This is a genomic window from Brevundimonas sp. Root1423 (genome assembly GCF_001426805.1).
Map to the genome: position 1 here is coordinate 13,865 of NZ_LMFL01000016.1, position 25,383 is coordinate 39,247.

Below are 25,383 nucleotides of genomic sequence, written 5' to 3' on the forward strand. Positions count from 1 at the left end.
GCGATTCCCCGACCCAGCCTAGAGGGCTCGCCGCCGTATTCCCATCCGCCTGTGACCTGACGGCCCGGAAGCGGAGCCTTTCAGGCGTCGTCGGCTTCCGGCCGGTTCGTCCCGGCATCGCCACAGGGCGCCGGGCCGTCAGGATCGGCGTCGTCATCGATCAGGATGCGGGCCGCATCCCCCTCGATGTCGTCGTACTGGCCGGAGCGCAGGGTCCAGACGAAGGCCCCCACGGCCAGCAGCCCCAGCAGAACCGAGAACGGCGCCAGCAGGAAGATGATGTTCATCGCCCGCCCCTGACCCGAAGCGCATTAAGGGTGACCACCAGCGACGACCCCGACATCGCCAGGGCGGCGACGAACGGATTGACGAAGCCGAGCATGGCGGCGGGCGCGGCGACCAGGTTGTAGAGGGCCGCGAAGCCGAAATTCTCCAGCGCCCGGCGGCGGGCCGAACGGGCCACGTCGATCGCCTCGACCACCGCCATCAGGGCGTCCCGGGTCAGGACCAGGTCGGCGGCGTTCTGGCTCGCCTCGAGCGCCGACCCGGGCGCGATGGCGGCGTGGGCCCGCGCCAGGGCGGCGGTGTCGTTCAGCCCGTCCCCGACCATCAGCACCTTGCGGCCCGCGGCGGCGAGGCGGTCGATCGCCTCGGCCTTCTCCTGCGGCACCATCCCCGCCTTCCATGCCGTCACGCCGAGCGTGTCGGCCACCGCGCCGACCGCCCCGACCTGATCGCCGGAGAGAATCTCCACCGTGATCCCGCGGGCGCCGAGCGCCTTGATCGTCGCGGCGGCGTCCGGCCTGACGACGTCAGAGAACTGCAGCCGGACCTTGGTCTCGCCTTCGAAGCCGAACCACAGTTCCGTTTCGCCCGATCTCAGGGTCGAGGCGCCGACGAAGGCCGCCCGGCCGAGGCGGGCGCGGCGCCCGTCGATCAGCCCCTCGACGCCCAGGCCGGCGTGTTCGACGACGTCCGTCGCCACGGGCCCCTCGCCCGCCGCGCGGGTGACGGCGCGGGCCATGGGGTGGCTGGAGGCGCGAGCCAGCGGAGCCGCCATGGCGATCACCGCCTGCGGCGCGCCCACCAGCGCCGGACGCCCCTCGGTCAGCACGCCGGTCTTGTCGAAAACGACGTGATCGATCTCGGCCAGCCGCTCCAGCGCGGCCCCCGACTTGACCAGCACGCCGCGGCGGAAGAGCCGCGCCGAGGCCACCACCTGCACCGCCGGCACGGCGAGGCCGAGGGCGCAGGGGCAGGTGACGATCAGGACAGCGACCGCGCGGATCAGCGCTTCCCGGGGATCGAGACCGAGGGCCCAGCCGCCGGCGAAGGTCGCCAGCGCCGCCGCATGAACCACCGGCACATAGAGGGCGGCGGCGCGATCCGCGAGTCGGACATAACGCGAGCGCGACTGGGCGCCGGCCTCGACCAGCCGGGCGATGGCCGCGAGGGTGGAGTCCTCCGACCGGGCGCTGGCGCGCACCGTCAGCAGGCCGGCGGTGTTGACGGCGCCGGCGCGGCACAGCTGCCCCGGCCGCACGCGCTCCGGAGCGCTCTCGCCGGTCAGCAGGCTGTTGTCGAGAAGCGCCTCACCCGACTCGAGGACGGCGTCCACGGGGATGCGGTCGCCGGGCCGGACGCGCAGGATGTCGCCTAGCTGGATGTCGCCGAGCGGAACCGACCGTTCGCGGCCGGGCGCATCCACGACGCAGGCGGCGGGGGCCTGCAGGGCCAGCAGGTCGCCGGCCGCGCTGCGCGCCTTCGCCCGCAGCACATGGTCGAGCCAGCGTCCGATCAGCAGCAGGAACAGCAGGGAGACGGCGGCGTCGAAATAGGCGTCGCGGCCGTTGAGGATCGTCTCGGAGAAGCTGATCGCCAGGGTCAGGATCACCCCGACCGAGATCGGGACATCCATATTGGCGCGGCCCGCGCGGAGCGACCGCCAGGCCGACTGGAAGAAGGGCATGCCGGCGAAGATGGCGCACGGCGCGCCGACGATCGCCGACATCCACATCATCATGGAGCGGGTGGCCGGACCCAGCTCCTGGTCGAACAGCCCGGCCCAGATCGGCACCGAGAACATCATGGCGTTCATCGCGCCGAAGCCCGCCACGGCCAGGGCGAGGATCAGACGGCGTCCCTCGCGGTCGCGCTGGACCATGGCCGCGCCGGGGTCGAACGGCGTCGCCGGATAGCCGAGCCGGTCGAGGGCCGAGATGATCCGGGCGGGATCGACGGCGCTGTTGGCGAGGCCGACAGCGAGCCGTCCGGTCGACAGGTTGAGCCGGGCGGACTCGACGCCGGGGAGGCCCGACACCGCCCGTTCGATCTTCGAGATGCAGCCGGCGCAGCGCGCGCCCGTCACCAGAAGATCCACGCTCGCGCGCCCGTCGTCCGTCCGCCGCAGGAAGGCCGACATGTCCGGCGAGCTGGCGGCGTCGAAGGTCAGGGCCATGTCAGCCTCCGCTCGGCGATGAACCGCGCGCCCGAGCCGCCGGCGGCCACGATGCGGGCGTCCCAGGTCCCCTTCAGGGTGCGATCGACGGCGTATACGCCCGGCGCCCTCTCCTGCAGGATCAGTTCGGTGCGTCCCTGCTCGGTCGCCGGGCGCTCAAGGGTAGCCGAAACCCGCAGTCCGGTCAGCGGCTGACCGTCCCGGCTCTGCATCAACACCTCCAGCCCCCGTGTCCGCGCCTCGGCCCCCGCGCGCCAGCCCAGCACCTCCTGTGCTCGCAGCCGCGCCAGTTCCGCATTGTAGATCAGGCCGGCTTCATAGGGCCGCGGCGCCACCTGCCCGGGGTGCGACCGGTAGGCGAGCACCAGAAAGCCGGTGTCCACCCCGATCACCAGAGCGAAGAAGGCCACGACGGCGGCGCCGACATGCCAGCCCTTGATCGTGAAGGGTGGTTTCGAGCCTGATTTCGGGACGTTCATCGCATCTGGCTCCCGTAATCGAAGGCGGTCCGGACGGTCTGAGTCTCGCCGCCCGAGCGGACTTCAAAAGCCGCGTCCCGGCTGCCTTCGGCGACCTGATTGGCCGGGGCGGTGACGAAGATCCGCAACGGGGTGACGCGATTGGGCTCGACCTGGACGCGCAGCGGATCGGCGCCCGGCTGACCGGGAATTCTCAGCGCCGCTCCGGGAACGCCGGCGTAACGGATTTCCACCGTGGCGGTCTCGAAGCCATGATTGGCGATCTTCAGGGTGTAGCCGTTGCGGACCGCGCCGTCGTGCAGCCGGACCCAGGCCGGGTTGCGGTCCCGCAGGGCATGGACGCCGATCTGCTCGCGCGTGCTGAAGCCCCAGATCATGAGGCCCCCGACCAGGATCAGCGCCAGGCCGTAATAGAGGGTGCGCGGCCGGACCAGGCGGTGCTTCGGCTTCAGGCCGACATTCCGGGCCGTGACGGCCGCGTCGGTGTCATAGGCGATCAGGCCGCGCGGCCGCCCGACCTTGTCCATGATCTCGTTGCAGGCGTCGATGCACAGGCCGCAGTTGATGCACTCCAGCTGCGCGCCGTTGCGGATGTCTATGCCCATCGGGCAGACCACGACGCACTGGTTGCAGTCGATGCAGTCGCCGCGGCCCTCCCAGGACTCGGTCTTCTTGTGCGGGCCGCGGGGCTCGCCGCGGTCGTAGCGGTAGGTGACCTGGAACGACTGGTCGTCGAGCATGGCCCCCTGGATGCGCGGCCACGGGCACATATAGGTGCAGACCTGCTCGCGCATGTGGCCGGCGAAGACATAGGTGGTGAAGGTCAGGATGGCGCACGAGACATAGGCCGTCATCGGCGCGGTCCCGACCCAGAAGGTGCGGATCAGCGTTGGCGCGTCATGGAAGTAGAATATCCACGCTCCGCCCGTGCCGAAGGCGACGCCGATCCACACCGCGTGCTTGCCGGCCTTTCGCCACAGCTTGTTGAAGGACATCGGGGCCGCGTCGAGGCGCATGCGGGCGTTGCGGTCGCCCTCGAACATCCGTTCGATATGGATGTAGAGATCCGTCCACACCGTCTGCGGGCAGGCGTAGCCGCACCACAGCCGCCCGAACAGGGCCGTCACGAGGAACAGCGCCAGGGCCGCGATCACCAGCAGGCCGGTGATGAAATACACCTCCTGCGGCCACAGCTGGATCATGAACAGGTAGAAGCGGCCGCCGTCGAAGTCGACCAGAACCGCCTGGTCCGGCAGGCCCCCCGGGCGCTCCCAGCGGATCCACGGCGTGATGTAGTAGATCGCCAGCATCACGATCAGCAGGGCCCATTTGATCCACCGCCACCGGCCGTGGACCAGCTTGGGGTAGATCGGGATCCGCGGCTGATAGAGTCCCCTCGGTCGCGCCTTCTCGCGCTGGCGTTCGGCGACCGAGACCGGACCCGCCGTCGCCGGCCGCTCGCGGGTCCGGTCGATGATGATGGTCATGGCGCGGCGGCTTCACTCGCGCCGGAGGCTTCGCCGCCACCGGCGTTGACGTGGACATAGACGGCCAGCGCCTTGATCACGGCGGGCGAGAAACGGCCCTCCCAGGTCGGCATGACCCCGTTTCGGCCGTTGTGAATCTGGGCCCGGATGGAGTCCCGGTCAGAGCCGAACAGCCATTCCCGGTCGGTCAGGTTCGGCGCTCCCAGCATGCGGTCGCCCACGCCCGTCGGCGTATGACAGGCGGCGCAGTTGTCTGCGTACAGCTGTTGCGCCCGGCCCACCGCCGCGGCGTCGGCCTCGCGGCCGGACAGCGCCATGACATACTCCGTCAGATCGGAGACCTGGGCGGCGTTGAGCATGCCGTCGCGTCCGAACGCCGGCATCTGCGACGTCCGCGTCTCGGGGTGGGCCGACCGGACGCCGACGCGAATGGTGTGTTCGATCTCGGCCAGGGTGCCCCCCCACAGCCAGACGTCGTCGCGCAGGTTCGGATAGCCCTTGGCCCCGCCGCCGCCCACGCCGTGGCAGCTGGCGCAGTTGTCGCCGAAGACCGACTGGCCGACCGCCAGGGCATGGGCCTGCAGGTCGGGATCCGCCTCGATCTGCTCCAGCGACGCCGACATCAGCAGGGCCTCGCCCCGGCCCCGCTGGGTCTGCAGGGCGGCCAGCTGCTCGACCAGGTCGACGCGGTCGGACTGTTTCATGAGCCCGGGGGTGTAGCCCCTGAGGCCGGGCCATGCGGGCATCAGCACCCAGTAGGCGATGGCCACGACGATGGAGCCGTAGAAGACCCACAGCCACCAGCGCGGCAGCGGATTGTCCAGTTCCTTGATCCCGTCCCACTCGTGGCCGGTCGTCTCGACGCCGGAATGTTCGTCGCGCTCGCGTTCAGACATGGTCATCCTCGTCCTTTTCGAGCGGCAGGTGGGACAGGCGGCGGAAGTCTTCGCCGTGCTTCGGCCACAGGGCGTAGATCAACCCGGCCACGAAGACGGCGCCGAAATAGAGGGTGCCGCCCTGCTGGGCGAACCGCGCCACGGTTTCGTAGTCGAGCCCGCTCATCGCATGTTGTCCGGGTCTTCGGCCTGGTAGGTCCGGAAATCGACCTGGGTGCCGAGTTGCTGAAGATAGGCGATCAGGGCGTCCATCTTGGTCAGGCGCGACGGGTCGCCGTCGAAATCACCCTGGGCGACCCGGGGCCCGTAGCGGCCGCGCAGCTCGGAGGTCTCGCTCGCGAACGGATCGACCTGGGCGTTCAGATCCGCCTCGGCGTTCTCGATCTGCGCCGCCGTATAGGGAACGCCGACCGCCAGCATGGCCCGCAGCTTCGCCCGGATGGCGTGCTGGTCCAGGTCCTGGTCGGCCAGGAACCGGTAAGGCGGCATGTTGGACTCCGGCACCACGGCGCGCGGGTCCGTCAGGTGCTCCCGGTGCCATTCGTTCGAGTATTTGCCGCCCACGCGCGCCAGATCCGGCCCGGTGCGCTTGGACCCCCACTGGAACGGGTGGTCGTACATGCTCTCGGCGGCGAGGCTGTAGTGGCCGTAGCGTTCGACCTCGTCGCGGAGGGGCCGGATCATCTGCGAGTGGCAGCTGTAGCAGCCCTCGCCGATGTAGATGTCGCGGCCGGCCAGCTCGAGCGGCGTGTAGGGGCGAACCCCCTCGACCTCCTCGATCGTGCTCTCGACCCAGAACAGCGGGGCGATCTCGACGAGGCCGCCGATCGAGACGACGATGGTGATGCCGATCACCAGCCAGAGCGAGTGACGCTCGAATTTCGCGTGCTTCTTCCACATGGGGCGATCCTCACTCGGCCGGCAGGAGTTGCGGCTCGATCGTCGTCGCGGGCACGTTCGCGGCGGTGCGCGAGGACGGCATGCGGATCGTCTGCCACAGGTTGTAGGACATGATGAGCGTGCCGCCCAGGAACATCAGGCCGCCGACGGTGCGGATGACGTTCTGGATGTGCTTGGCCGACACGGTCTCGATGAAGCTGTTCGCGAGGAAGCCGTCGGGCGTGTACTCGCGCCACATCAGGCCCTCCATGATACCGGAGACCCACATCGCGGTGATGTAGAGAACGATGCCCGTCGTCGCGATCCAGAAATGCCACTCGACGAGGGCGTTGGAGTACAGCCGGTCCTTCTTCCACAGCCACGGGACCATGCAGTAGATGGCGCCGAAGGTGATGAAGCCGACCCAGCCGAGGGCGCCGGCGTGGACGTGGCCGATGGTCCAGTCGGTGTAGTGCGACAGGGCGTTGACCGTCCGGATGGACATCAGCGGGCCCTCGAAGGTCGCCATGCCGTAGAAGGCGATGGCCACGACCATCATGCGGACGACGGGGTCGGTGCGCAGCTTGTCCCACGCTCCCGACAGGGTCATCAGGCCGTTGATCATCCCGCCCCAGGACGGCATCCACAGCATGATCGAGAAGGTCATGCCCAGCGTCTGCGCCCATTGCGGCAGGGCCGTGTAGTGCAGGTGGTGCGGCCCGGCCCAGATGTAGATGAAGATCAGCGACCAGAAGTGGACGATCGAGAGGCGGTATGAATAGACCGGCCGCTCAACCCGCTTGGGCACGAAATAGTACATCATCGCCAGGAAGCCGGCGGTAAGGAAGAAGCCCACGGCGTTGTGGCCGTACCACCACTGCACCAGGGCGTCCTGGACCCCGCCGAAGGCCGAATAGCTGCGCGCCTCCAGCAGGCCGACCGGCACGGCGGCGTTGTTGACCAGATGCAGCAGGGCGATGGTGACGATGAAGGCCAGATAGAACCAGTTGGCCACGTAGATGTGGGGTTCCTTGCGCTTCCAGATGGTGCCGAGGAAGACGAACAGATAGGCGACCCAGACGATGGTCAGCCACAGGTCGACGTACCATTCCGGCTCGGCGTATTCGCGCGACTGGCTGATGCCCGCGACATAGCCCGTGGCGGCCAGGACGATGAACAGCTGGTAGCCCCAGAACACGAACCACGGCCAGACCCCGCCCGCCAGTCGCGCCTTGCAGGTGCGCTGGACGACCCAGAAGGACGTGCAGATCAGGGCGTTGCCGCCGAAGGCGAAGATCACGCCCGAGGTGTGCAGGGGCCGCAGACGGCCGAAGTTGAGCCAGCCGTGCTCGGGGAAATAGAAGATGTCGGGCCATGAAAGCTGGGCGGCGATGAAGACGCCGACGGTCATGCCGATGACGCCCCAGAACATGGTGGCGATCACGCCGGCGCGAATCACCCCGTCCTCATAGCGGGCGGGATCCGACCGGAAACGTCCATGTGCGATGCCTATGGTCATGGCGGCCAGCGCCACGACCGAAGCCGCCATCAGGAAATAGCCGTGGAAGCGGAAGGCCGCGTCGTCGGTGAAGGCCGTCGCGAGCAGGGCCACCACCGCCGCAACGCCCACGAACAGGTACAGGGCGACCACGTCGCCTGGCGTATCGGTATCCTGTGAGACGGTGATCGGCATTCGGCTGGGCCCCGGTGAGAGAGGCCCCTGCGTGCCTCGACTCCCCGTGCGCCGCTTTGCGCTGACGCAAAGCCGTGGCTGGAAAATCGTGGCTCAAACAGTCGCGAGGTTCAAAAATGCGGCACAGCGGTACCCGGAATTCACGGACAATTGGCGTCGGCCTGATCATGATCGGCGCGATGCTCTTCGCCGGCGCGGCGGCCTGCACCGTCGCGGCCGCCGATCACATGGCCGTCGCCGCGGCCCTCTGCGGACCCGTCTCCCGCCACTGCATTCTCTGCGTCGCCTCGGCGGGGAGCCTGCTCGCCTCCGCGGGGGTCATCGCCGCCGGCGTGATGCTGCTGGACGGCCGCCCGAGGCTGCAGGAGGCCCGATCCGGGCGGAGCGTCCGAATCCGGAAGCGCGGTTGACCGCACCGCCAGGCGCGGTCGCCATGTTCGCCTAGTCGATGTGGGCGAGCGCGCTGCGCACCGCGGTCAACAGGGCGTCCGTCAGCAGAGGCTTCTCGATGATCGGAACGCCCGCCGCCGCCGCCCGCGCCCTCAGGTGCGGGCGCGGATTGGTCGTGATCAGAACCGCCGGCATGCGCACGTCGTTGGCGCGGAGCCGGTCAAGAAGCTCCAGCCCGTCCACGCCCGGCAGATGGTAATCGAGGATGAGGCAACCCTTTTTCGGCAGACTCCCGGACGCCAGCAGGCTTTCAGCGTCCCTGAAGCTGCGCACGTCCAGCCCTTCGAGGTCGAAGGAGAATTGCACGGCGTGCGCGACCGCCGGGTCGTCGTCGACGAGGAAGACGGCCGGACGCGGCGCGGAGGTGGACAGGAGCGCGGTCACGCGCAGATGCCGTCCAGGCGGTCACGTTGCAGCAGACGCACGTGCCGGGTGGAACGGGCCTCGATCAGGCCGGCGGTCTGCAACTGGGACAGGGTCCTCGAGACCGTGTGGATTGTCAGACCGACATGGTCGGCGATGTCCTGCCTCGTCATCGGCAGGTCGATGAACTCCGGATGTCCCTGGCGCGCCGCGAAATCGAGCAGGAAGGCGACGACGCGTTCGGTCGCGCCCTGCCGGGCCAGGATCAGGGCGTGGTCCTCGCTGCGCTGGAAGGCGCGGACGGTGATCTGCCACAGGGCGCGGGCGAGGCCGATATCCGTTACGGCCCGCTCGGCCAGCTCGACGCGCTCGATCGCCGAGGCGTGGACGGCGCTCAGGGCCTCGGCGGTGGTGGCGTGTTCGACGCCGGCCTCGAGGCCGACGAAGTCCCCGGGCAGGTGAAAGCCGGTGACCTGGCGACGCCCGTCGCTGAGAAGCCGGTAGCTCACCACCGCCCCCTTCAGGACGCGGTAGACCAGCCGCACCGGATCGCCTTGCCGGAACAGGTGCTCGCCCGGTGCGAACGGCGATCGCGGGGCGGCCGAAGCGTTCGCGAACACGGCGCACAGATGGCAATCCGGCGTTTCCTCGCGCGGCGTTGGGATCGGTTGGTCCGTGATTTCGCAGATGCGGAGAGCGGGCATGGGGTGGTCCGGTGAACTTGAGCCCTCACTCTAGGGCCCGCCCCCTCCCCGCCGATATTCGGGAGTGCCCCCTAGGGGGTTTACCGGAGTCGACGGAGCGCATGGGCAGGGCTCTGGTAAGATGGCCGTCACTCCCGTCGGTCGCAGAGGCGCGCCATGCCCGTAGCCTTCGATATCGAAATCCTGAGGCGTTCGGAGATGTTCGCCGGTCTGGACGCCGAAGCGCTGCAGGCCGTCGTCGCCGCGGGCTCGGTTCGCCGGCTTCCGGCCGGAACCCGCGTTTTCGCCCAGGGCGATCCGGGCGTCAGCGGCCACAGCCTGCTGGAGGGACGGGTCAAGATCGTCCAGACCCGCGCCGATGGCGGACAGGCGGTGCTGCGCTTCATCGGCCCCGGAGAGATGTACGGCACCGTCGCCGCCCTCATGAACCAGGCGTTCCCCGCGGACGCGGTCGCCGTGGTCGACAGTATCGAGATCTGGTGGACCATTCCCGCATTCCGTCAGCTCATCCGTCAGTTCCCCGAGATCGGGCTGCGTTCGACGGCGGCGGCCGGAACGCGCCTGATGGACCTGCAGAGTCGGATGGGAGAAATGACCGGCGAACGGGTGGAGCAGAGGATCGCGCGCACCCTGTTGCGTCTGATGGAGAAGGCGGGCCGGCCCACCGGCGCCGGCGCCGAGATCGAGATCGATTTTCCGATCACGCGTCAGGATCTCGCCGAGATGGCGGGCTCCACCCTGCATACGGTCAGCCGGACCCTGGCGGCCCTGGATCAGCGCGGCGTGACGGGCAGCGCCCGGCGCCGGATCATCGTGCGCGATCCTCGCGCCCTGAGCCAGCTGGCTGAGAACGGCGTCGGCTGAACCGTCGGCTCCGTGTCTCCCGGACAGCGGCTGAAGGCCGACCCGCGAGGGTCGGCCTTCAGCCTTTCCGGCTTAGCGAACGCGGGTCAGCATCTCGGTGAACCGACGGCGCGCGATCGGCGGCGTGCGGGCCACGGCCGTCCGGACGGCTTCCAGATTCGAACCGGCCGCGCCCACCTGGATCAGGGCGACCATGCCCATGCTGTAATGCGGCGCGCACTTCACGCCATACACGCCGGGCTGGGTCACCCGCAGGACGAATTCCCGTCCCATCGGGCCGCGCTGAACCGTCGCGCCGGCCGGAATCATGCCGGCGATGGTTTCGGCGTTGTGGCCCGGGTCGGTCGGCACGAAGCGGATCGTATCGCCGGCCCGCGCCTGAACCACGGCCGGCGAGAAGATCATCGCCCCGCCGGGACCGCGGTTCAGCATCTGCACCGTGTGTTCGCCGGCGACGGCGGGAGCGGCGGCGATCAGCGCGGCGGCGGCGCAGACCATGGGGAGGAGTTTCAGGAACATGACTTGGACCTTAAAGGTGAATGCGCGAGATGTTCGCGGCATGGCCTTGTTCTAGTCTTTGTCGTCACCGGAACATTGCGGCTGAACAAACACTGTCCTCCGTAGTATCCCGGATGTGTGCTGAAAACAGCTCGCATTCTTCCAGTCGCATCTGTTCGCGGATGTCGACATTGATCTTGCAGCACAGGACAAGCAGGACCCGCCATTTGGCGCAGGCGCCCGCGGGAGCCTCGAAGCCCCGGGTGAGGCTGTGCAGGGCGTCGAGCAGCCGGCGGATCCGCGCGTGCTCGGCCTCCATGATCCTCGCCGCCCCGGCCGCCCGCGGCGTTTCCGCCAGGAGCATGGGGAAGACGACGGCGTCCTCGCGCTGCTGGTGGTGTTCGAGCGCCTCAAGAACCTCGATCAACCGGTCGGACAGGCCGTGCGGCCAGATCTCCTCGCCGCTGTGCGCCGTTTCGCAGGCCGTCGCCAGGGCCACCGCGTCCCCGATCACCTCGACCAGGGCGCGGTGGTAGCGGTCGCGGATGTGTCGGACCAGGCGGGCGACGTCCGACGGCGGCGCGACCTCGTCGTGCTGCAGGCGGGTAAGGCTGCGGGTCAGGGCGCCGCGGTCGACCCGATCGCAGTCGGCGACGCCCCAGCGCCGCAGGACGCCGGGATCAGCGTCGGGAATCAGGTCGGGACGCCGGAACTGCGACGGCATGGACTCATCTCCTTGATGCGTCCCGATGACGAAGGCGGACCGGTCCGTCGTTGCGCCCGGACAATCTCCCGGCGGGCAGAATCGGCGAGTCTCCGGGGGAAGGAGATTCCCCCATGGCGTTCGACAACCCGCTCGCGGCCGACATATGGTCCAGCAAATACCGCTTCAGGCCGGCCGAGGGGTCCGGCGACGACACAGTCGAGCAGACCTGGGCGCGGGTGGCGGCGGCCATAGCTGAAGCGGAGACGCCGAAGCTGCGACGGCACTGGCGGGACCGGTTCGCCGACGCCCTGTCGGATTTCCAGTTCCTCCCCGCCGGCCGGATCATGGCGGGGGCCGGGACCGGCCGCACCGTGACCCTGTTCAACTGCTTCGTCATGGGAACGGTCCCGGACGATCTGGGCGGCATTTTCCAGGCCGTGAGCGAGGCCGCCGTGACCATGCAGCAGGGCGGCGGCGTGGGCATGGACTTCTCGACCATCCGCCCGTCGGGCGCGCCGGTGAAGGGCGTCGGCGCCGACGCCTCGGGCCCGCTCAGCTTCATGGACGTGTGGGACTCGATGTGCCGCACCATCCTGTCCGCCGGGCAGCGGCGCGGGGCCATGATGGGCTGCTTGCGCATCGATCACCCCGACATCGAGGCCTTCATCGACGCCAAGCGCGACCCGGCCCGGCTGAGGAATTTCAACGTCTCGGTGCTGGTGCCCGACGCCTTCATGCGCGCCCTTGAAGCCGGAGCGGACTGGCCGCTGGTCTTTGGCGGCGAGACCCACCGGACCGTTCCCGCGCGCGACCTGTGGGCCCGGCTCATGCAGGCGACCTATGACGTCGCCGAGCCGGGCGTCATCTTCATCGACCGGGTCAATGACCGGAACAACCTCGCCGGCGTCGAGACGATTTCCGCCAGCAACCCGTGCGGCGAGCAGATGCTGCCGCCCTACGGCGCCTGCCTGCTGGGCTCGATCAACCTGGCGCGGCTGGTGAACAGTCCGTTCGAGGCCGGGGCGACGCTGGACGAGGAGCGGCTGGGGGAACTGACCCGCACGGCGATTCGCTTCCTCGACAACGTCATCGACGTCTCGCGCTTCCCGCTGGAGGCCCAGGCGGAAGAGGCCCGGGCCAAGCGGCGGCTCGGCCTCGGCGTCACCGGCCTGGCCGACGCCCTCGTGTTCTGCGGCATTCCCTATGGGGGCGAAGCGGCGGCGGACACGGCCCGGCGATGGCTGGGCGTCATCAAGCGCGAGGCCTATCGCGCCTCGGCCGAACTGGCCGCCGAAAAAGGCCCCTACCCGCTCTACGATCCCGCCGTGCTCGACCGGCCCAACCTGCTCGAACTTGACGAGGAGACGCGGGCCCTGATCGCCCGGCACGGCCTGCGCAACGGCTGCCTGACGTCGATCGCGCCGACCGGCACCACCTCCCTGATGGCCGGCAATGTCTCGTCCGGCGTCGAGCCGGTGTTCGCCTTCGCCTACACTCGCAAGGTGCTTCAGCCCGACGGCTCGAAGCGCGAGGAGGCGGTCGAGGACTACGCCCTGACGGTGTGGAAACGGCTGCACGGCGACGCGCCGCCGCCCGCGGACTCCTTCGTCACCGCCCAGACCCTGACCCCGGCCCAGCACCTGCGCATGCAGGCGGCGGCCCAGGAAATGATCGACAGCTCGATTTCCAAGACCGTGAACTGCCCCGAGGACATCGCTTTCGACGACTTCGCGGATGTCTACGTCGAAGGGTGGCGACTGGGCTGCAAGGGCCTGACCACCTATCGGCCGAACGCCGTCACCGGCTCCGTGCTTTCCGCCGCTCCGGCCGTCGCGCCCGTGCCCGCGCCGCCCGCCGAGATCCGCCTGAGCCCGCGGCCCGAGGCGCTGACCGGTTCGACCTACAAGATCAAATGGCCCGACAGCCCGCATGCCGTCTACGTCACCCTGAACGACGTGGAGGGGCCGGACGGGCCGCGGCCGTTCGAAATCTTCGTCAACTCCAAGAACATGGAGCACTACGCCTGGACCCTGGGCCTGACGCGGATGATCTCGGCCGTATTCCGCCGCGGCGGCGACGTGTCCTTCGTGGCCGAGGAACTGAAGGCGGTGTTCGAGCCGCGCGGCGGCGGCTGGATCAACGGCCGCTATGTGCCCTCCCTGCTGGCGGCGATCGGCGGCGTGATCGAGCGACATCTGGCCCGGGACGCGGCCGCCTGCGACCATGGCGACCCTGTCGCGGCCGCGCCGGGCGATCAGACGGCCGCCGCGCGTCCGACGGCCTGCTGCCCCCGTTGCGGCGCCGGCGGCCTGGTCCGCAAGGAAGGCTGCGACACCTGCTTCGAGTGCGGCTATTCGAAATGCGGCTAGGGGGAACGCCCGGATAAGGCCCCTCCCCCGCGTTCCAGACCTTGTTATCCCGGACGCGGCTCAGCCGCGTCCGGGGCGAAATGCGCACGAGTTTTCGGACGCTCGGAAATCGCAGCGCGATTGTCCGGAAGACAGGCAGGGGCCGCACTCGGCCTGACCCGTCTCCCGGATAGCTGCCGCCGCAGCTTCCGGGAGAGCCAGGCGCGGCGGCGGAGCGTCCCGGATCACCGCCCTGCGGTGTCCGGGATGACAAGATGGGGCGTAGGGACGCGGATGTCCCCTCCGTTCAGTAGCGGTATTCGAGGATCAGCCAGCCCTTGTCGGCGTCGCCGAAGGCCGGGTGCTCGCCCTCGAAATGCGCCGCCTTGAGCTCCACCGACCAGTGGCTGTCGATCGGCAGGGCGGCCGACAAATCCAGCTCCCGACCAAGGTCGAACGCGCCGTCGGCGTCGTGGAATAGGTGCGCTTCGGCGGTCAGGCGGGCTGTGCGCCCCCACGCCGGGACGCCGACATGGCCGCGCAGGAACAGGTCGCGGACGCCGAACGCCGGCGTCGAGGTGATGACGTCGGACCAGCCGAGAAATCCGTGACCCGTGCCCAAGGGGGTCTGGAAGCCGGAAACGCCGTCGCCGTCGAACCGCTCATAGCCCAAGCCCGCCGACCAGCGCGGCGCCTGAAGTCCCAGGGCCGCCGCCTGGAAATCAAGCGAATAGTCGGCTGGATTGGACCCGTTGTCGGACTGCACCGCGTATTCGCCGGCCCATGTCAGCGACAGATTCCCGGCCACGGTCCGCGACCCGGCCAGCCGCGCGCCGATCGTGGTCGAGGACGAGGCGGCGGCGTTGTCGAGATCGATGGCGAGGCCGAAGCCGCTCAGCCGGCCGACGGGCGTGTCCGTCTCGGCCTGCAACAGGTGGATATCGCCCCTCCAGACTCCCTGGGGATGTTCATGGCCGAGCGGCCGCTGGACACTGTCGGCGAAGACATAAGTCAGGGCGACCGGCTTCAGCGCCGTCGTCGCCAGCCGCACGGCGTCGAAGGTCTGTTCGTTCTGGCGCCAGCCGGAATTGCCGAGGAACCGGCCATTGCCCACGACCAGCCGCTGGCGGCCCACCGTGAACTCGGTGTCGGGCAGGCCGGTCCAGCGCACCTGGGCCCTGTTCAGCTCCAGGGTTTCCCCGTCGGCGACCGCGGGTCGGCCCGGGACCGGATCGGACGGCGCGGAGTAGCGGTCGTCCAACACGGCGACGCCCTCCCCCTCGATCAGCAGCTGCAGGCCATGGGCCGTCGGCGACCGCCAGCCCAGCCGGGCCCGCAGGGTCAGCGCCTGGGCCCGGTCGACGAATCCCTGCTGATCCACCGTTTCGCTGCGCAAACGCGTCTCGACGAGGATGCGCGCCTTCGTGTCATCCGCCGGCGTCTGGGCCAGGGCCGCCGCGGGGACCGCAGCCAGCGCAAGGGCCAGGGCCGCGGCGCGTCTGATCGTCATGGTCTTCTCTCCGGCTGAAAAAGGACGGCCGCCGGGGACATCCCCGACGGCCGCAAGTCGCACACCAGACTGGCGACTAGTGTTCCATATGGTTGTGGGCCTCGGGCGCGCCCCGGAAGATGTCCGGGTTCTGCGGTCCGGTGACCTCGATGATGCCGGCGGCGCCGCGGTCGACGCGGCTCAGGGCGTGATCGACCATGATATAGCTGCCGGGGACCTCGAAGGTCAGGTCCACCACCGTGGCGCCGCCCGGGGGCACCAGCACGGTCTGCACGTCGGTGACCGGCGGGCTGGTCAGGGAGGCGTCGCGGTAGACGTTCTCGAAGATCTCGCCGATGACGTGGAAGCTGGAGATCTTGTTGGGGCCGCCGACGCCGAAATAGATCCGGGCGCTGTCGCCGACCTCGACCTTGAGGGCGTTTTCGCCGGTCAGGGCCTTGAAGGCGCCGTTCATGACGTAATAGGTCGGCCGTTCGTCGAGCAGCTTCTCGACGCTCTCCGTCAGCAGGCCGGGCGTGCCCTGGTCTTCCTCGGTGTAGATCTCGCCCTGCATGACGTAGAACTCGTGGTCCACCGCGGGCAGTCCGCCCTCGGGCTCGACGAGGATCAGGCCGTACATGCCGTTGGCGATATGCTGGGCCACCATCGGCGTTGCGCAGTGGTAGACGTAGAGGCCCGGCTGCAGGGCCTTGAAGGTGAAGGACTTGGTCTCGCCGGGGTTTGCGTTGGTCGCCGCCGCCCCGCCGCCCGGACCCGTCACGGCGTGGAAGTCGACGTTGTGCATCATGACGCTGTTGGCGGCGTTGGTCATGTTGACCTCGACCGTGTCGCCGACCCGCACGCGGACGAAGGGCCCGGGGACCTTATTGTTGTAGGTCCAGTAGGTATAGCTCGTGCCGTCCTCCAGTTGGCCGATCACCTCGGTGGTCTCAAGGCCCACCACATGGTGGCGCGGGCTGTTGGCGGTCAGCGGCGCGGGCAGGTCGGTGGCGCTGCGGATGATGTTGACCGCGGGCGCCGGGGGCGCTGCGGGCTGGGCGGCCTCCTGGGCGAAGGCGACGCCCGGAGCCGCGGCGGCCAGGGCCAGGACGGCGACGCTGGAGAGAAGTGCAAAGAGTTTCATGGTCATTCCCCGGGGCTCTCTGTGGCCCCAATGGAGGTGGTCTAGGAGCCGTCCGGAGGGGCGACTTTGTGCCGGAACAACGTTCCGAGGGCCTGCGACCGGCGGCCGCGCGGGGGTCGCAGGAAATCCTCCTGACAGGTCTGACATATAAGCAATTACAGTAGGTTACATAACACTTGGGGAGGCGACGCTTGAGCCTTCGCATCACTCCCTAAGGGTTCATACGGAGGGTCGCCCGGGCCGATCCAGGCAGTTCAACCCGCAGGGCGGGCGCCCTGCGGGTTGAAAATCTCTCGATCCGCCCTCAGCCCTGGCCGGGCGGAATCCGGGAGGCTGGATCGATTATTCAGAAACTGCCGCGGAGCCCGACGAAACCGCTGCGCCCCTCGCCCGGCCAGAAGACCGCGCTGGAGGCGACGCGGGCGTCAGTGACGGCGCTGGCGTTGGCGATATAGCGCTCGTCCGTCAGGTTTCGGGCGTCCAAGAACAGCTTGAGTCCGGGTGCGACGGCGAACGTGGCGTTCAGCGACCAGACGGCGTAGCCCGGCGACTTCAGGGTGTTGGCGTAATCGACCCAGCTGTCCTTCGGCGACCACTGCACCGAAGGCGCAACCGACCAGCGGCCGGCGTCGTAGCTCAACTCGGCATGGTAATGGTGTTCCGGGACGACCGGCAGGCCGCCGTCGCCGTAATGGGGATCGCCATCGAAACGCAGATCGGTCCAGGCCCAGGTCTGGTGCAGTTTCAGCCGCCGCGCTCCGTCCCGCCAGATCGTCCAGTCCAGCCCGGCCTCAAGGCCCTGGTGCACCGTATCGCCGGCGTTGAAGGTGGCGGCCGGGATGTCCGGCGCGGTCAGGAAGGTCAGCAGTTCGTTCTCGACCGCCATGCGGTAGAGGGCCACGTCCCATGACAGCGGGCCCTTCCGCCCCCGCGCGCCGACTTCGATGGTCCAGGCCTCCTGGGCCTCGACCGGCACGAAGTCAGGATACGGCGCCTGCACTAAGGCGGAGAAATGCGGCGGCTCGACCGAGCGGGTCAGGTTGGCGAATAGCTGCCGGCCGCCGTCATCCTCCCACAAAAGCCCGACCCGGGGGGCGAACCAGTCGAAATCCTTCGAGGCGCTGCGTACGGGATTGACTTGGTCGACATAGTCGCGCGTCGCCTGGCCCCAGCTTCCCCCGGCGACCAGCGCCAGTCGGTCGGTGACGAACAGCCGGCCCTCGGCGAAGATGTCCGCGGCCGTGGCGCGCTGGGTGTTGTCGCCGGTCCGGACACCACGCTCTCCCGCGTTGTTCTGGAAGGTCAGGCCGTCCAGCCGACCGTCGCGCAGCCAGGCGCCGACGAACAGGTCGGCGTTTCGTCCGCCGAAGGTTCCGGTCCAGTCGAAGCGGCCGAAGGCGCCGATGTTGCGGCTCTGCTGGTCAATGACCACCGAAATGGGGTGATCCAGATCCTTGACCGCGGCATAGACGCCGCCCTCGAACGTCCAGGCCCCGTCCAGGCGCCAGTGGGTCAGGATCGAGCCGCGCAGCGATGTCATGTCGCGACGATAGTCCCGCGCGACATTGGCGGCGGCGGCGGCGGTCGGGTCGTTCAGCGCCTGCGTCAGGGTCAGGGCGCCGGGAATCTCGTTCTCGATGTCGGCGGCGCTGACCAGCATCCGGATTTCGCGGTCCTCGCCGAAGCTGTGGCCCAGGTTCAGGCTGAGCCGCTGCGACGCCTGGGCGGAATGATCCCGCCAACCGTCGGCGCCGAGCACCGTGACGCCGGCCCACAGATCCGTGTCGCCCCACTGGCGCGCGATCTCGCCGTGGCCGCGCCAGGTTTCGAACGAACCTGCTTCCAGCCTCAGTTCGTGGCGGGCCGGCGCGGTGCGGCCGGTCGGGGTGTTGAGCTGGATGGCCCCGCCCATGGTCGCGCCGCCGAAGCGGATGGCGTTGCCGCCCTTGAACACTTCGATGTAGCGGGCGCTGAGCAGATCGACCTCCTGGAAGTCGCCGAAGCCGTCGGCCTGGTTGAACGGCACCCCGTCCTGGGCCAGCACCACGCCGCGGTTGTGGGACGAGTTGCCCACGCCGGAACCGCGGATAGACAGGCGAACCTCCTCGCCCCAGCGCTTCTCGGCGAAGACGCCGGGCACCGCGTGCAGGGCGTCGCCGAGGTGCAGGGCCAGATGGTCCGCGTACTGCTCACGGCTGACCACGGCGACCGCGCCGGGCGTTTCCTGCGCGGCGGCGCGGGCGCGGGCGGCGACCGCCGGGTCCATCGGATCGCGCCGCCCGGTGACCACCACGTCGGCGATCGCCACCGGTTCGTCCGCGGCCGCCAGATGGACGAGGTGCGAAGGCTCCTGAGGCGCCGCGGCTGTAAGCATGAGGGCGGCGGCGGAGACGGTGGAGAGGAGCATGGCGAAACCGGAAAAAGGGCGTTCGGCCCGGATCGGACCGTGCGCCCAATTGGGCCCCCTCCCCTCCGGCCTCCTTGCGCTGACGCAACGGCCCGGCTCCGCAATTGTACGGTGATGCGCCCAGGGCCTTCGCCGGCAAAGGCCGGTCTCAGCGAACGGCGGAATCCTCCTGACAGCCGCAGCAGCTGTCGCGCGGCGGCTCGGCCCGGGCTTGCAGCCAGGCCGCCTCGTGATCGGCGCAGCGGTCGACCAGCAGACGCCAGACGGGTTCGGCGATGGCGGGGGACAGGCCGGCCAGGTCGGCCGCCCGCAGCACATTCGCCAGCACCGCCTCGATCCGCGTCGGATCGCGCACCTTGTCCGGGTCGCCCTTCAGGCGGGCGATCGCCTCGACGACGCGCTGCCGCCGCGCCAACGCCTTGACCATCTGGCGGTCCAGCGCGTCCAGCTCGGTCCGGAGGGTAGCCAGTTTCCGCTCTCTCATGACGACGCTTCGATTGAACCGAGGCCCGCCTCGCCGCGGAGGTAGCCGCCGACGAGCGCGCCGGGCGGGCCCGACGCCCTCACCCGCGCGGCGAGCTCGGCCCCCTCGATCCGGCCGTCCGCCCGGTCGCGCAACGCCGCCGCCACGGCGACCATGTCGGATGTGTGGGGCGACAGGCGCAGGGCCCTGACCCCGGCCGCCCTGAGCGTCGCCGGCGCCGCGTCGATCAGCTGGACGCCGTGCGACAGGGTCTGGACGCCGTTGACGGCCAGGAATTCGCGCCCGTCCAGAGTGCTGAGCGCCAGTCCGTCGGGGTCGCGGTCGCAGATGAACTGACAGGCGTCCTTGTGCAGGCCGTGGTGGCGGGCGTGGTAGCAGCGCCCCGACAAGGCCAGCGGCAGCCGTCCGAACGCGAACAGCTCGATCTCCAGCCCGGGGCAGGCCGCGGCGATCGCCGAAACGGCCTCGAGCGACAGCTCGATATTGGCGCAAAGCCGGACGCAGCCGCGCGCCATCAGTTCGCGCGCGGCCCCCTCGTTGTAGATGTTGAGCAGGGGTCCGGCCACGAACGGCCCGGTCCGGCCCCGCAGGCCGGAGATGTCGTTGATCTCGACCAGCATCTCCTGTTCGGCCGACAGGGCGGCGATGGCCTTGCGGTCGCGCTTCAGGGCCGGCAGCCCCAAGGTGGACCAGACCACCGTCTTGCCCGCCTGCGTCAGCCGGTCGGCGGCGTCGGCCAGGGCGGCGTCGACGAGCGGCGCGCGCTTTCCGCACACCACCTCGCCCAGATAGACCCGGTCGACCGAGGCCTCATCGGCGATCCGCGCATAGAAGTCGCGGATGCGGTCGGGCGCCCAGTTGAACAGCAGAGGTCCGAGAGTCAGCTGAATTGGATCCATCATCGCCAGGTCTTCCGGTAGGCGCCGGCGGTCTCGCGGCCGCCCTCGGCGAGATCGGTCAGCAGGCTCTCGAACGGCGTCGGATCGGCGCCCTCGTCGAGGGCGTCGATGGCGCCGCGGAAGGCGGAGGCGACCCGCGCCACATAGGCCTTGCCACGCTGTCGGCCCTCGATCTTGACCGCCGTGACGCCGGCGCGGCGCAGGGCGGCCAGCAGGCTCATGGCGTTCAGACTGACCGGGTCCTCGAACAGGTAGGACAGGCCGCCGTCCACGTCGAACCGGCCCTTGCACAGGGTCGGATAGCCCGCCGGCTCGCCGGGCGCATACCGGTCCAGTGCCAACCCCCCGAGGCGCGACACCAGAGCCCCCTCCTCCTCGGTGTAGGTGACCGACTCGGGCGGCGAGCAGACCCCGCTGAGGTTGGGCGATCGGCCGGTGACGTAGGAGGACAGGGCGCAGCGCCCCTCGGCCATGACGCACAGGCCGCCGAAGACGAAGGCTTCCGTCTCCACCGTGATCTCCCGCATCAGGGCGGCGATCTCCTCGACGCTGAGGACGCGCGGCAGCACCACCCGTTTCACCCCATAGGCCTCGGCGTAGAAGGCGATGGCCTCGGGCGAGCCCGCGGCGGCCTGGACCGACAGGTGCAGGCGCAGGTCCGGGTGGGCTTCGCGCGCGTGCGCCAGAACGCCCAGGTCGGCGACGATGACGGCGTCGACGCCGGTGCCCGCCGCGGCGTCGACCGAGGCGCGCCAGCGGTCGCCGGCGCCGGCCCGGGCGAAGGTGTTGACCGCCAGCAGAACCTTCGCGCCGCGATCATGAGCCCAGGCGACGCTGTCCGTCAGCTCGGCCGGCGAGAAGTTCAGGCCCGGGAAATTCCGCGCATTGGTGTCGTCCCGCAGACCGCAATAGACGCTGTCGGCGCCGGCCTCGACCGCCGCCCTCAGCATGGCGGGAGACCCCGCCGGACAGACCAGTTCGATCGATCCCATCTCAGGCCTCCGCACCGGCCGGACGCAGGCGGTCCAGCGCCCCCGCCAGGCCCGCATTCAGCCGGTCACGGAACGCCGGCGCGACGCCCAGCAGGTCCGCGAGAGTCAGTTCCGCGGCCTCCAGCGTATTGTGCAGGGCGACCACCGCCCGCGTGTCGCCGTCGACGCGGATGCGTCTCGAGAAGAAGGCGGAGTCGGCATCGCAACGACCGTCGAACAGCGCCAGAAGGGTCAGCAGCGGCCCGGATATCCGGGCGGCGTGGAGCGCCTCGTCGTCGCCGCGGACCACCTGGACCTCGCCGGATCCGCGGCCGGGTCGCAGACGGAAAGCCACCGGAAAGTCCGTGGGGGCGACGATGAAGACCACGTCGCCGGCCTCGCCGAGCCGTTCGAACACGTCAGGCCGGAGGCGCGCCACCCGGCGCAGGGCGAGGGTCAGCAGGCGCTCGACCGGACCGCGCAGGGCCATCAGTACGCCGGTGGCGGCCTTGCCCCATCCGGGCACAGGGCTCCGCGGGAGATGTGATCGCCACCCCGTCCCGCCGTGACCCATCACGCCGCCGCCTCGAGACCGCCGCCGAGGCTCTCCCGGACCAGGTCGATGAACGGCGGGAACAGGGCGGCGCGGAACTCCGGGGCGGCCCAGTAGGGGTTCATGAAGACGCAGCGCACCAGCACCATGCCCGGGGCGTCGACCACGCCGCCGAAGCCGTCGACATGGCGTGCGACCGCCGCCGCATAGTCGGGGCCCAGCGTGGTCTTGGAGACCGAGAATTCCGGCGAGTGATGGATGAGGTCGAACAGCGCCGTGGTTCGACGGTTGGCGCTGGCCAGGGACTCGCCGGTCAGGGCCACGGAGAAGCAGACGATGTTGGCGTCGGCGGGCTCGAGGAAGCGGACTTCCGGCACGGCGGCCCCGAGGGCGGCCTCGAACGCCCGGCGCGTCCGCACCGTCTCGGCGAGCAACGCGCCCAGTCCGGACGGGCCGAAACCCATGGTGCGCCCGCTCAGCCAGACCGCGGCGGCTCCGGCCGCCGAGCGCGACCCCTCGAGGGTCGACGACCATTTGCCGTCGCCGAGTTCCGGCCGGTCGAGATAGGGGGCGTCAAACGCCGAAACCGCGTAGCGGGCCGTGTCCCGGGTCAGGAAGGCGCCGCAGGCGTAGGGCACATAGCCCAGCTTGTGCGGGTCGATGGTCACGGAATCCGCCCGACCGATCGCTTTCAGCGCGGCGACGCTGGCCGGGGTCAGGACATCCTCGTCCGGCCCGCCGAGGATGGCGCACAGAAAGCCGCCGTAGGCCGCGTCGACGTGTCGCCAGATGTGCAGGCCACGCTCGGCTTCCCAGCGTTCCAGCCGGTCATGCAGGGCGTCGATCGGGTCGATCTCGCCCGTCTCGGTGGTGCCGGCCACGCCGACCGCCATCAGCACCGGCCGGCCCGCGGCCTCCGCCCGAAGGATCAGTCTCTCGAGATCGTCGACGTCGAGCCGTCCCTCGGAGTCGAGGTCCACGGCCCACAACGACTCCTCCCCGAGCCCGAACAGGTTGGCGGCCTTGGACCAGGAATAGTGTTTGTTGCCCGGGACCAGCAGCACGGGACCCAGGTAGTCGCGACCCGAGGCGCGGCCGATCCGCAGCCAGATGTTGGCCGGAACGCCAACGGCGGCGCTGTAGCGGCGCAGCACGGCGTCGGTCAGGCCGTGCTCGGCCCACAGCGCGCGGAACCGGTCCCAGCCCATGTGGGCCGAGGCGAAGACGTCGAGCGGTTCGCCGGTCTTTTCAGCAATGTAGAGGCCGAGGCTGAGCCAGTGGTCGAGGCGGTAGCGGGCCCGCCATACGGCCTCGAAATTGGCCACCGTGCCGCCGGAGGTGAAATGGCCCTCCGCGGTCGCCGGGTCGTAGCCGACCATGGCCGCCAGCATGGCGATGGCCTCGGCCTCGATCACCGTGCCGACCTTGCTGGCCTCGCGCGAGGTGTTGTTGGGATTGTGCAGCATGGCCGCCAGCCAGCCCAGCAGCGCCGGCATAGACACCTCGGCCTTCATGTGGCCGATGTAGCGGGGGGTGTAGGTGGGCGTCTCGGCCGTCAGCGTCTCGCACAAATTGGCGAGTTCCCGGGACAGGATCTCGCGTCGTTCCAGCCGCTGGGGCGACAGACGGTCCGCGGGCCCGACGAGGCAGGGATCGTCGGCGAACAGGCTCTTGCGCCAGTCGAACCATTGATCCAGCACCGCCTGGAATTCGCCGCGCACCCAGGTCTCGTTTTCCGAACGAGGGCCAGGGAACAGGGCGCCGGCGATTACGGCGGCGGGGGATGGGTTCATGGTAGCTCCTGCGGGATGGATGGTGCAGAGCCGCCGCCGCGTCGTTGTCGGCGCGCAAGCTCCGTCAGGACGGGCGCGTCAGAATCCAGCCGCCGACGCAGGCCAGCGCGACTCCGACCGACGCCGTGACGGCGAGGCCGGCCCCTGACGCATGAACGAGCAGGCCACTCAGGGGGAGGCTCACCGCGGCGACGGCCTTGGCCCCGCGCGGGATGGCGCCGCGTTGCTCCCAGGCCTTCAGGGGCGGACCCAGTCGATCATGGTTCCGCAGCCACGCCTCAAGCCGGGGCGAGGAACGGGCGAAGGCCCAGGCCGAGACGAGGGCGAACGGCGTCGTGGGCAGAAGCGGCAAGGCCACGCCGGCGACAGCCAGCGCGGCCGCGCCGAGCCCGAGCGCCTGCATCATCAGCCGCCGCCGGTCGCCCTGGGCCGCCGAGGGGGCGCATTGGCACTCCCCGAAACAGCACAGGTCGGTCGGGCACAGCGCCGGATCGCAGCCGTCGGAAACAGGGCGGGTCATGCCCGACCTGTCGCACGTCCCGGTCGCCGCCGCCTTGCGCGGGCGCAATGTCACAGCGATCGGCGCCACAGCATCGGTCCGTAGGCGGCGACGAAGCCGGCGAAGGCGAGGGCCCACAGCGTCGCCGAGACCGCCAGCAGGGCCACGGTCCACTCCGTCAGGAACGGCGCCGAGACCCGCACGACCACCGCCGACAGGATCAGCAGATAGATGGCGGTGGTCGAACCGTCGGCGACACGCGGCCGGCCGGTATGGCCTCGGGTGGCGCGGGTCATCATGGCCAGGGTCTCGACCCCCATGGCGCCCGTGGTCAGGGCGTGAATGCCGGCGGTGAACGGCACGGAGTCGGGGACCAGCGCGGACAATCCCAGCAGGATCAACCCCACGCCGAGCCACGCATAGCCGGCGTGCAGAATCCAGACGAGCGCCTCGCGCCGGGCCAGCCAGCCGCGCCAGCGCGCCAGCCGCGCGAGATTGGCCAGGCCGGCGAGGACCATGGCCGCGCCGGTCAGGGACGCCCAGGGCGCCGCGACCCAGGCGATGAGGGCGAGTGCGGTCAGGGCCAGAACCCCGGCGTCGAAGCGGTTGAAGGCGGTCGGCCCCCGGGCGATCCCGTGGGCCTGGGTCCAGTTCTGGGTGAAACTGGGGGTCACCCGACCCCCGATCAGGGCGATCAGGCCGGTGATGACCGCCACGGCGGCCCGCTCGCCGCCCGGTCCGAACAGCGGAACCTGATCCCGCAGATGGAAGGCGATGTTGGCGGCGGCCAGCACCGACACCATCAGGCAGACCGGCAGGTTGCGCCGGTTCTTCGCCGCCAGCACCTCGCGCCAGATCAGCGCGGCGAAGACGACCAGGAAGGCGCTGTCGATCACGGCGGCGGGGACGGACAGAGACGCCGGCAGGAATCCCGCCGCCCGACCCGCGGCCCAGAGGACGAACAGGCCCGCCAGCTTCAGGCCGGTCACCGGCAGGCGGCCGGTCCAGTTGGGCACGGCGGTCAGCAGGAAGCCGGCGATGACCCCGGCCAGATAGCCGAACAGCATTTCGTGGATGTGCCACAGGCGGCCGTCCATCCCGCCCACCGTCCCGTCGCCCAGCGACATCGACGCGACCCAGATCGGCACGGCGACCGCCGCCCAGACGGCCGAGAACAGGAAGAAGGGCCGGAAACCGAAACTGAACACCGGCGGGCCGGCGTATCGCCGGATGGACTGGGCTGTCGTGGCCACGGGCAGGAATCCTTTGAAAAAGAAAGGGCGGGGAGAGGCGAACCCCTCCCCGCCCCGTACGCTGTC

At 69.8% G+C, this 25,383-nt stretch carries 25 protein-coding genes; 3 read left to right on the forward strand and 22 right to left on the reverse strand.

The features are described 5' to 3' along the window. Positions 1–80: 80 nt before the first annotated feature. Genes ccoS through ccoN form a run of 8 tightly spaced genes read right to left on the reverse strand, consistent with a single transcriptional unit; the run spans position 81 to position 7,718 of the window. Positions 81–287, reverse strand: a complete 207-nt coding sequence (ccoS, locus tag ASD25_RS11515) for a cbb3-type cytochrome oxidase assembly protein CcoS (RefSeq protein ID WP_055829075.1) — start codon at positions 285–287, stop codon at positions 81–83. Beyond that, entirely contained in the window at positions 284–2,458 is a 2,175-nt protein-coding gene (locus ASD25_RS11520) for a heavy metal translocating P-type ATPase (RefSeq protein WP_055829072.1), read from the reverse strand. The genes ccoS and ASD25_RS11520 overlap by 4 nt, the downstream gene beginning before the upstream one ends. Further along, on the reverse strand, positions 2,449–2,937 hold the full coding sequence (locus ASD25_RS11525; RefSeq protein WP_055829069.1) for a FixH family protein: 489 nt from the start codon (positions 2,935–2,937) through the stop codon (positions 2,449–2,451). The genes ASD25_RS11520 and ASD25_RS11525 overlap by 10 nt, the downstream gene beginning before the upstream one ends. Next, complete coding sequence (gene ccoG / locus ASD25_RS11530) at positions 2,934–4,424, reverse strand: cytochrome c oxidase accessory protein CcoG (RefSeq protein ID WP_055829067.1); 1,491 nt, start codon at positions 4,422–4,424, stop codon at positions 2,934–2,936. Before ccoG ends, ASD25_RS11525 begins: the two co-directional genes overlap by 4 nt. Continuing rightward, entirely contained in the window at positions 4,421–5,320 is a 900-nt protein-coding gene (gene ccoP, locus ASD25_RS11535) for a cytochrome-c oxidase, cbb3-type subunit III (RefSeq protein ID WP_055829733.1), read from the reverse strand. The genes ccoG and ccoP overlap by 4 nt, the downstream gene beginning before the upstream one ends. Next, positions 5,313–5,486 (reverse strand): cbb3-type cytochrome c oxidase subunit 3, encoded by a 174-nt coding sequence (locus tag ASD25_RS11540; protein ID WP_055829065.1) that lies wholly within the window; start codon positions 5,484–5,486, stop codon positions 5,313–5,315. Before ASD25_RS11540 ends, ccoP begins: the two co-directional genes overlap by 8 nt. Further along, positions 5,483–6,220 (reverse strand): cytochrome-c oxidase, cbb3-type subunit II, encoded by a 738-nt coding sequence (ccoO, locus tag ASD25_RS11545; RefSeq protein WP_055829062.1) that lies wholly within the window; start codon positions 6,218–6,220, stop codon positions 5,483–5,485. The genes ASD25_RS11540 and ccoO overlap by 4 nt, the downstream gene beginning before the upstream one ends. 10 nt (positions 6,221–6,230) lie before the next feature. Continuing rightward, entirely contained in the window at positions 6,231–7,718 is a 1,488-nt protein-coding gene (gene ccoN, locus ASD25_RS11550; RefSeq protein ID WP_369816578.1) for a cytochrome-c oxidase, cbb3-type subunit I, read from the reverse strand. 353 nt (positions 7,719–8,071) lie between these two features. On the opposite strand from ccoN, the gene ASD25_RS11555 reads away from it, so the two are divergent. Further along, positions 8,072–8,302, forward strand: a complete 231-nt coding sequence (locus ASD25_RS11555) for a hypothetical protein (protein ID WP_156376930.1) — start codon at positions 8,072–8,074, stop codon at positions 8,300–8,302. Positions 8,303–8,333: 31 nt separating this feature from the next. On the opposite strand, the gene ASD25_RS11560 is transcribed toward ASD25_RS11555, so the two are convergent. Together ASD25_RS11560 and ASD25_RS11565 are read right to left on the reverse strand one after the other, a co-directional pair. Beyond that, positions 8,334–8,726 carry a response regulator transcription factor gene (locus ASD25_RS11560; RefSeq protein ID WP_200943607.1) on the reverse strand — a complete coding sequence of 131 codons (393 nt, stop codon included), beginning with the start codon at positions 8,724–8,726 and terminating at the stop codon, positions 8,334–8,336. Continuing rightward, positions 8,723–9,325: a helix-turn-helix domain-containing protein gene (locus ASD25_RS11565; protein ID WP_162246619.1), complete on the reverse strand. Its 603-nt coding sequence runs from the start codon at positions 9,323–9,325 to the stop codon at positions 8,723–8,725. The genes ASD25_RS11560 and ASD25_RS11565 overlap by 4 nt, the downstream gene beginning before the upstream one ends. 240 nt (positions 9,326–9,565) lie before the next feature. Here ASD25_RS11565 and ASD25_RS11570 point away from each other — a divergent pair, with 240 nt between their 5' ends. Next, positions 9,566–10,273: a Crp/Fnr family transcriptional regulator gene (locus ASD25_RS11570; RefSeq protein WP_055829050.1), complete on the forward strand. Its 708-nt coding sequence runs from the start codon at positions 9,566–9,568 to the stop codon at positions 10,271–10,273. Positions 10,274–10,345: 72 nt separating this feature from the next. Here the strand turns inward: ASD25_RS11570 and ASD25_RS11575 are convergent, their stop codons facing one another. After that, positions 10,346–10,792 carry a pseudoazurin gene (locus tag ASD25_RS11575; RefSeq protein WP_055829048.1) on the reverse strand — a complete coding sequence of 149 codons (447 nt, stop codon included), beginning with the start codon at positions 10,790–10,792 and terminating at the stop codon, positions 10,346–10,348. A gap of 64 nt (positions 10,793–10,856) precedes the next feature. Next, complete coding sequence (locus ASD25_RS11580) at positions 10,857–11,495, reverse strand: hemerythrin domain-containing protein (protein WP_055829044.1); 639 nt, start codon at positions 11,493–11,495, stop codon at positions 10,857–10,859. Positions 11,496–11,608: 113 nt separating this feature from the next. On the opposite strand from ASD25_RS11580, the gene ASD25_RS11585 reads away from it, so the two are divergent. Continuing rightward, positions 11,609–13,846, forward strand: coding sequence for an adenosylcobalamin-dependent ribonucleoside-diphosphate reductase (locus ASD25_RS11585; RefSeq protein WP_055829040.1), 2,238 nt, complete (start codon positions 11,609–11,611; stop codon positions 13,844–13,846). 286 nt (positions 13,847–14,132) lie between these two features. Here ASD25_RS11585 and ASD25_RS11590 read toward each other — a convergent pair whose 3' ends face one another. The 10 genes from ASD25_RS11590 to ASD25_RS11635 form a co-directional block, all read right to left on the reverse strand. Continuing rightward, the gene (locus ASD25_RS11590) at positions 14,133–15,335 is read right to left on the reverse strand and encodes a hypothetical protein (protein WP_055829038.1); all 1,203 of its coding nucleotides are present in this window, start codon (positions 15,333–15,335) and stop codon (positions 14,133–14,135) included. 76 nt (positions 15,336–15,411) lie between these two features. After that, a complete protein-coding gene (gene nirK / locus ASD25_RS11595) occupies positions 15,412–16,458 on the reverse strand; it encodes a copper-containing nitrite reductase (RefSeq protein ID WP_055829730.1) in 1,047 nt (348 codons plus the stop codon). Positions 16,459–16,804: 346 nt separating this feature from the next. After that, on the reverse strand, positions 16,805–18,865 hold the full coding sequence (locus ASD25_RS11600) for a TonB-dependent receptor domain-containing protein (protein WP_055829035.1): 2,061 nt from the start codon (positions 18,863–18,865) through the stop codon (positions 16,805–16,807). A gap of 148 nt (positions 18,866–19,013) precedes the next feature. Beyond that, positions 19,014–19,349, reverse strand: coding sequence for a chorismate mutase (locus ASD25_RS11605; RefSeq protein ID WP_055829032.1), 336 nt, complete (start codon positions 19,347–19,349; stop codon positions 19,014–19,016). Beyond that, entirely contained in the window at positions 19,346–20,251 is a 906-nt protein-coding gene (locus ASD25_RS11610) for a U32 family peptidase (protein WP_200943608.1), read from the reverse strand. The genes ASD25_RS11605 and ASD25_RS11610 overlap by 4 nt, the downstream gene beginning before the upstream one ends. After that, a complete protein-coding gene (locus ASD25_RS11615) occupies positions 20,248–21,240 on the reverse strand; it encodes a peptidase U32 family protein (RefSeq protein WP_055829031.1) in 993 nt (330 codons plus the stop codon). The genes ASD25_RS11610 and ASD25_RS11615 overlap by 4 nt, the downstream gene beginning before the upstream one ends. Position 21,241: 1 nt before the next feature. Further along, the gene (locus ASD25_RS11620; protein ID WP_055829028.1) at positions 21,242–21,745 is read right to left on the reverse strand and encodes an SCP2 domain-containing protein; all 504 of its coding nucleotides are present in this window, start codon (positions 21,743–21,745) and stop codon (positions 21,242–21,244) included. Between the two features lie 47 nt (positions 21,746–21,792). Next, the gene (locus ASD25_RS11625; protein ID WP_055829026.1) at positions 21,793–23,565 is read right to left on the reverse strand and encodes a pyridoxal-dependent decarboxylase; all 1,773 of its coding nucleotides are present in this window, start codon (positions 23,563–23,565) and stop codon (positions 21,793–21,795) included. Positions 23,566–23,629: 64 nt separating this feature from the next. Further along, on the reverse strand, positions 23,630–24,085 hold the full coding sequence (locus tag ASD25_RS11630) for a YbaN family protein (RefSeq protein ID WP_235561719.1): 456 nt from the start codon (positions 24,083–24,085) through the stop codon (positions 23,630–23,632). A 50-nt stretch (positions 24,086–24,135) separates the two neighbouring features. Then, positions 24,136–25,317, reverse strand: a complete 1,182-nt coding sequence (locus ASD25_RS11635) for an NnrS family protein (protein ID WP_055829023.1) — start codon at positions 25,315–25,317, stop codon at positions 24,136–24,138. Positions 25,318–25,383: the final 66 nt, after the last annotated feature.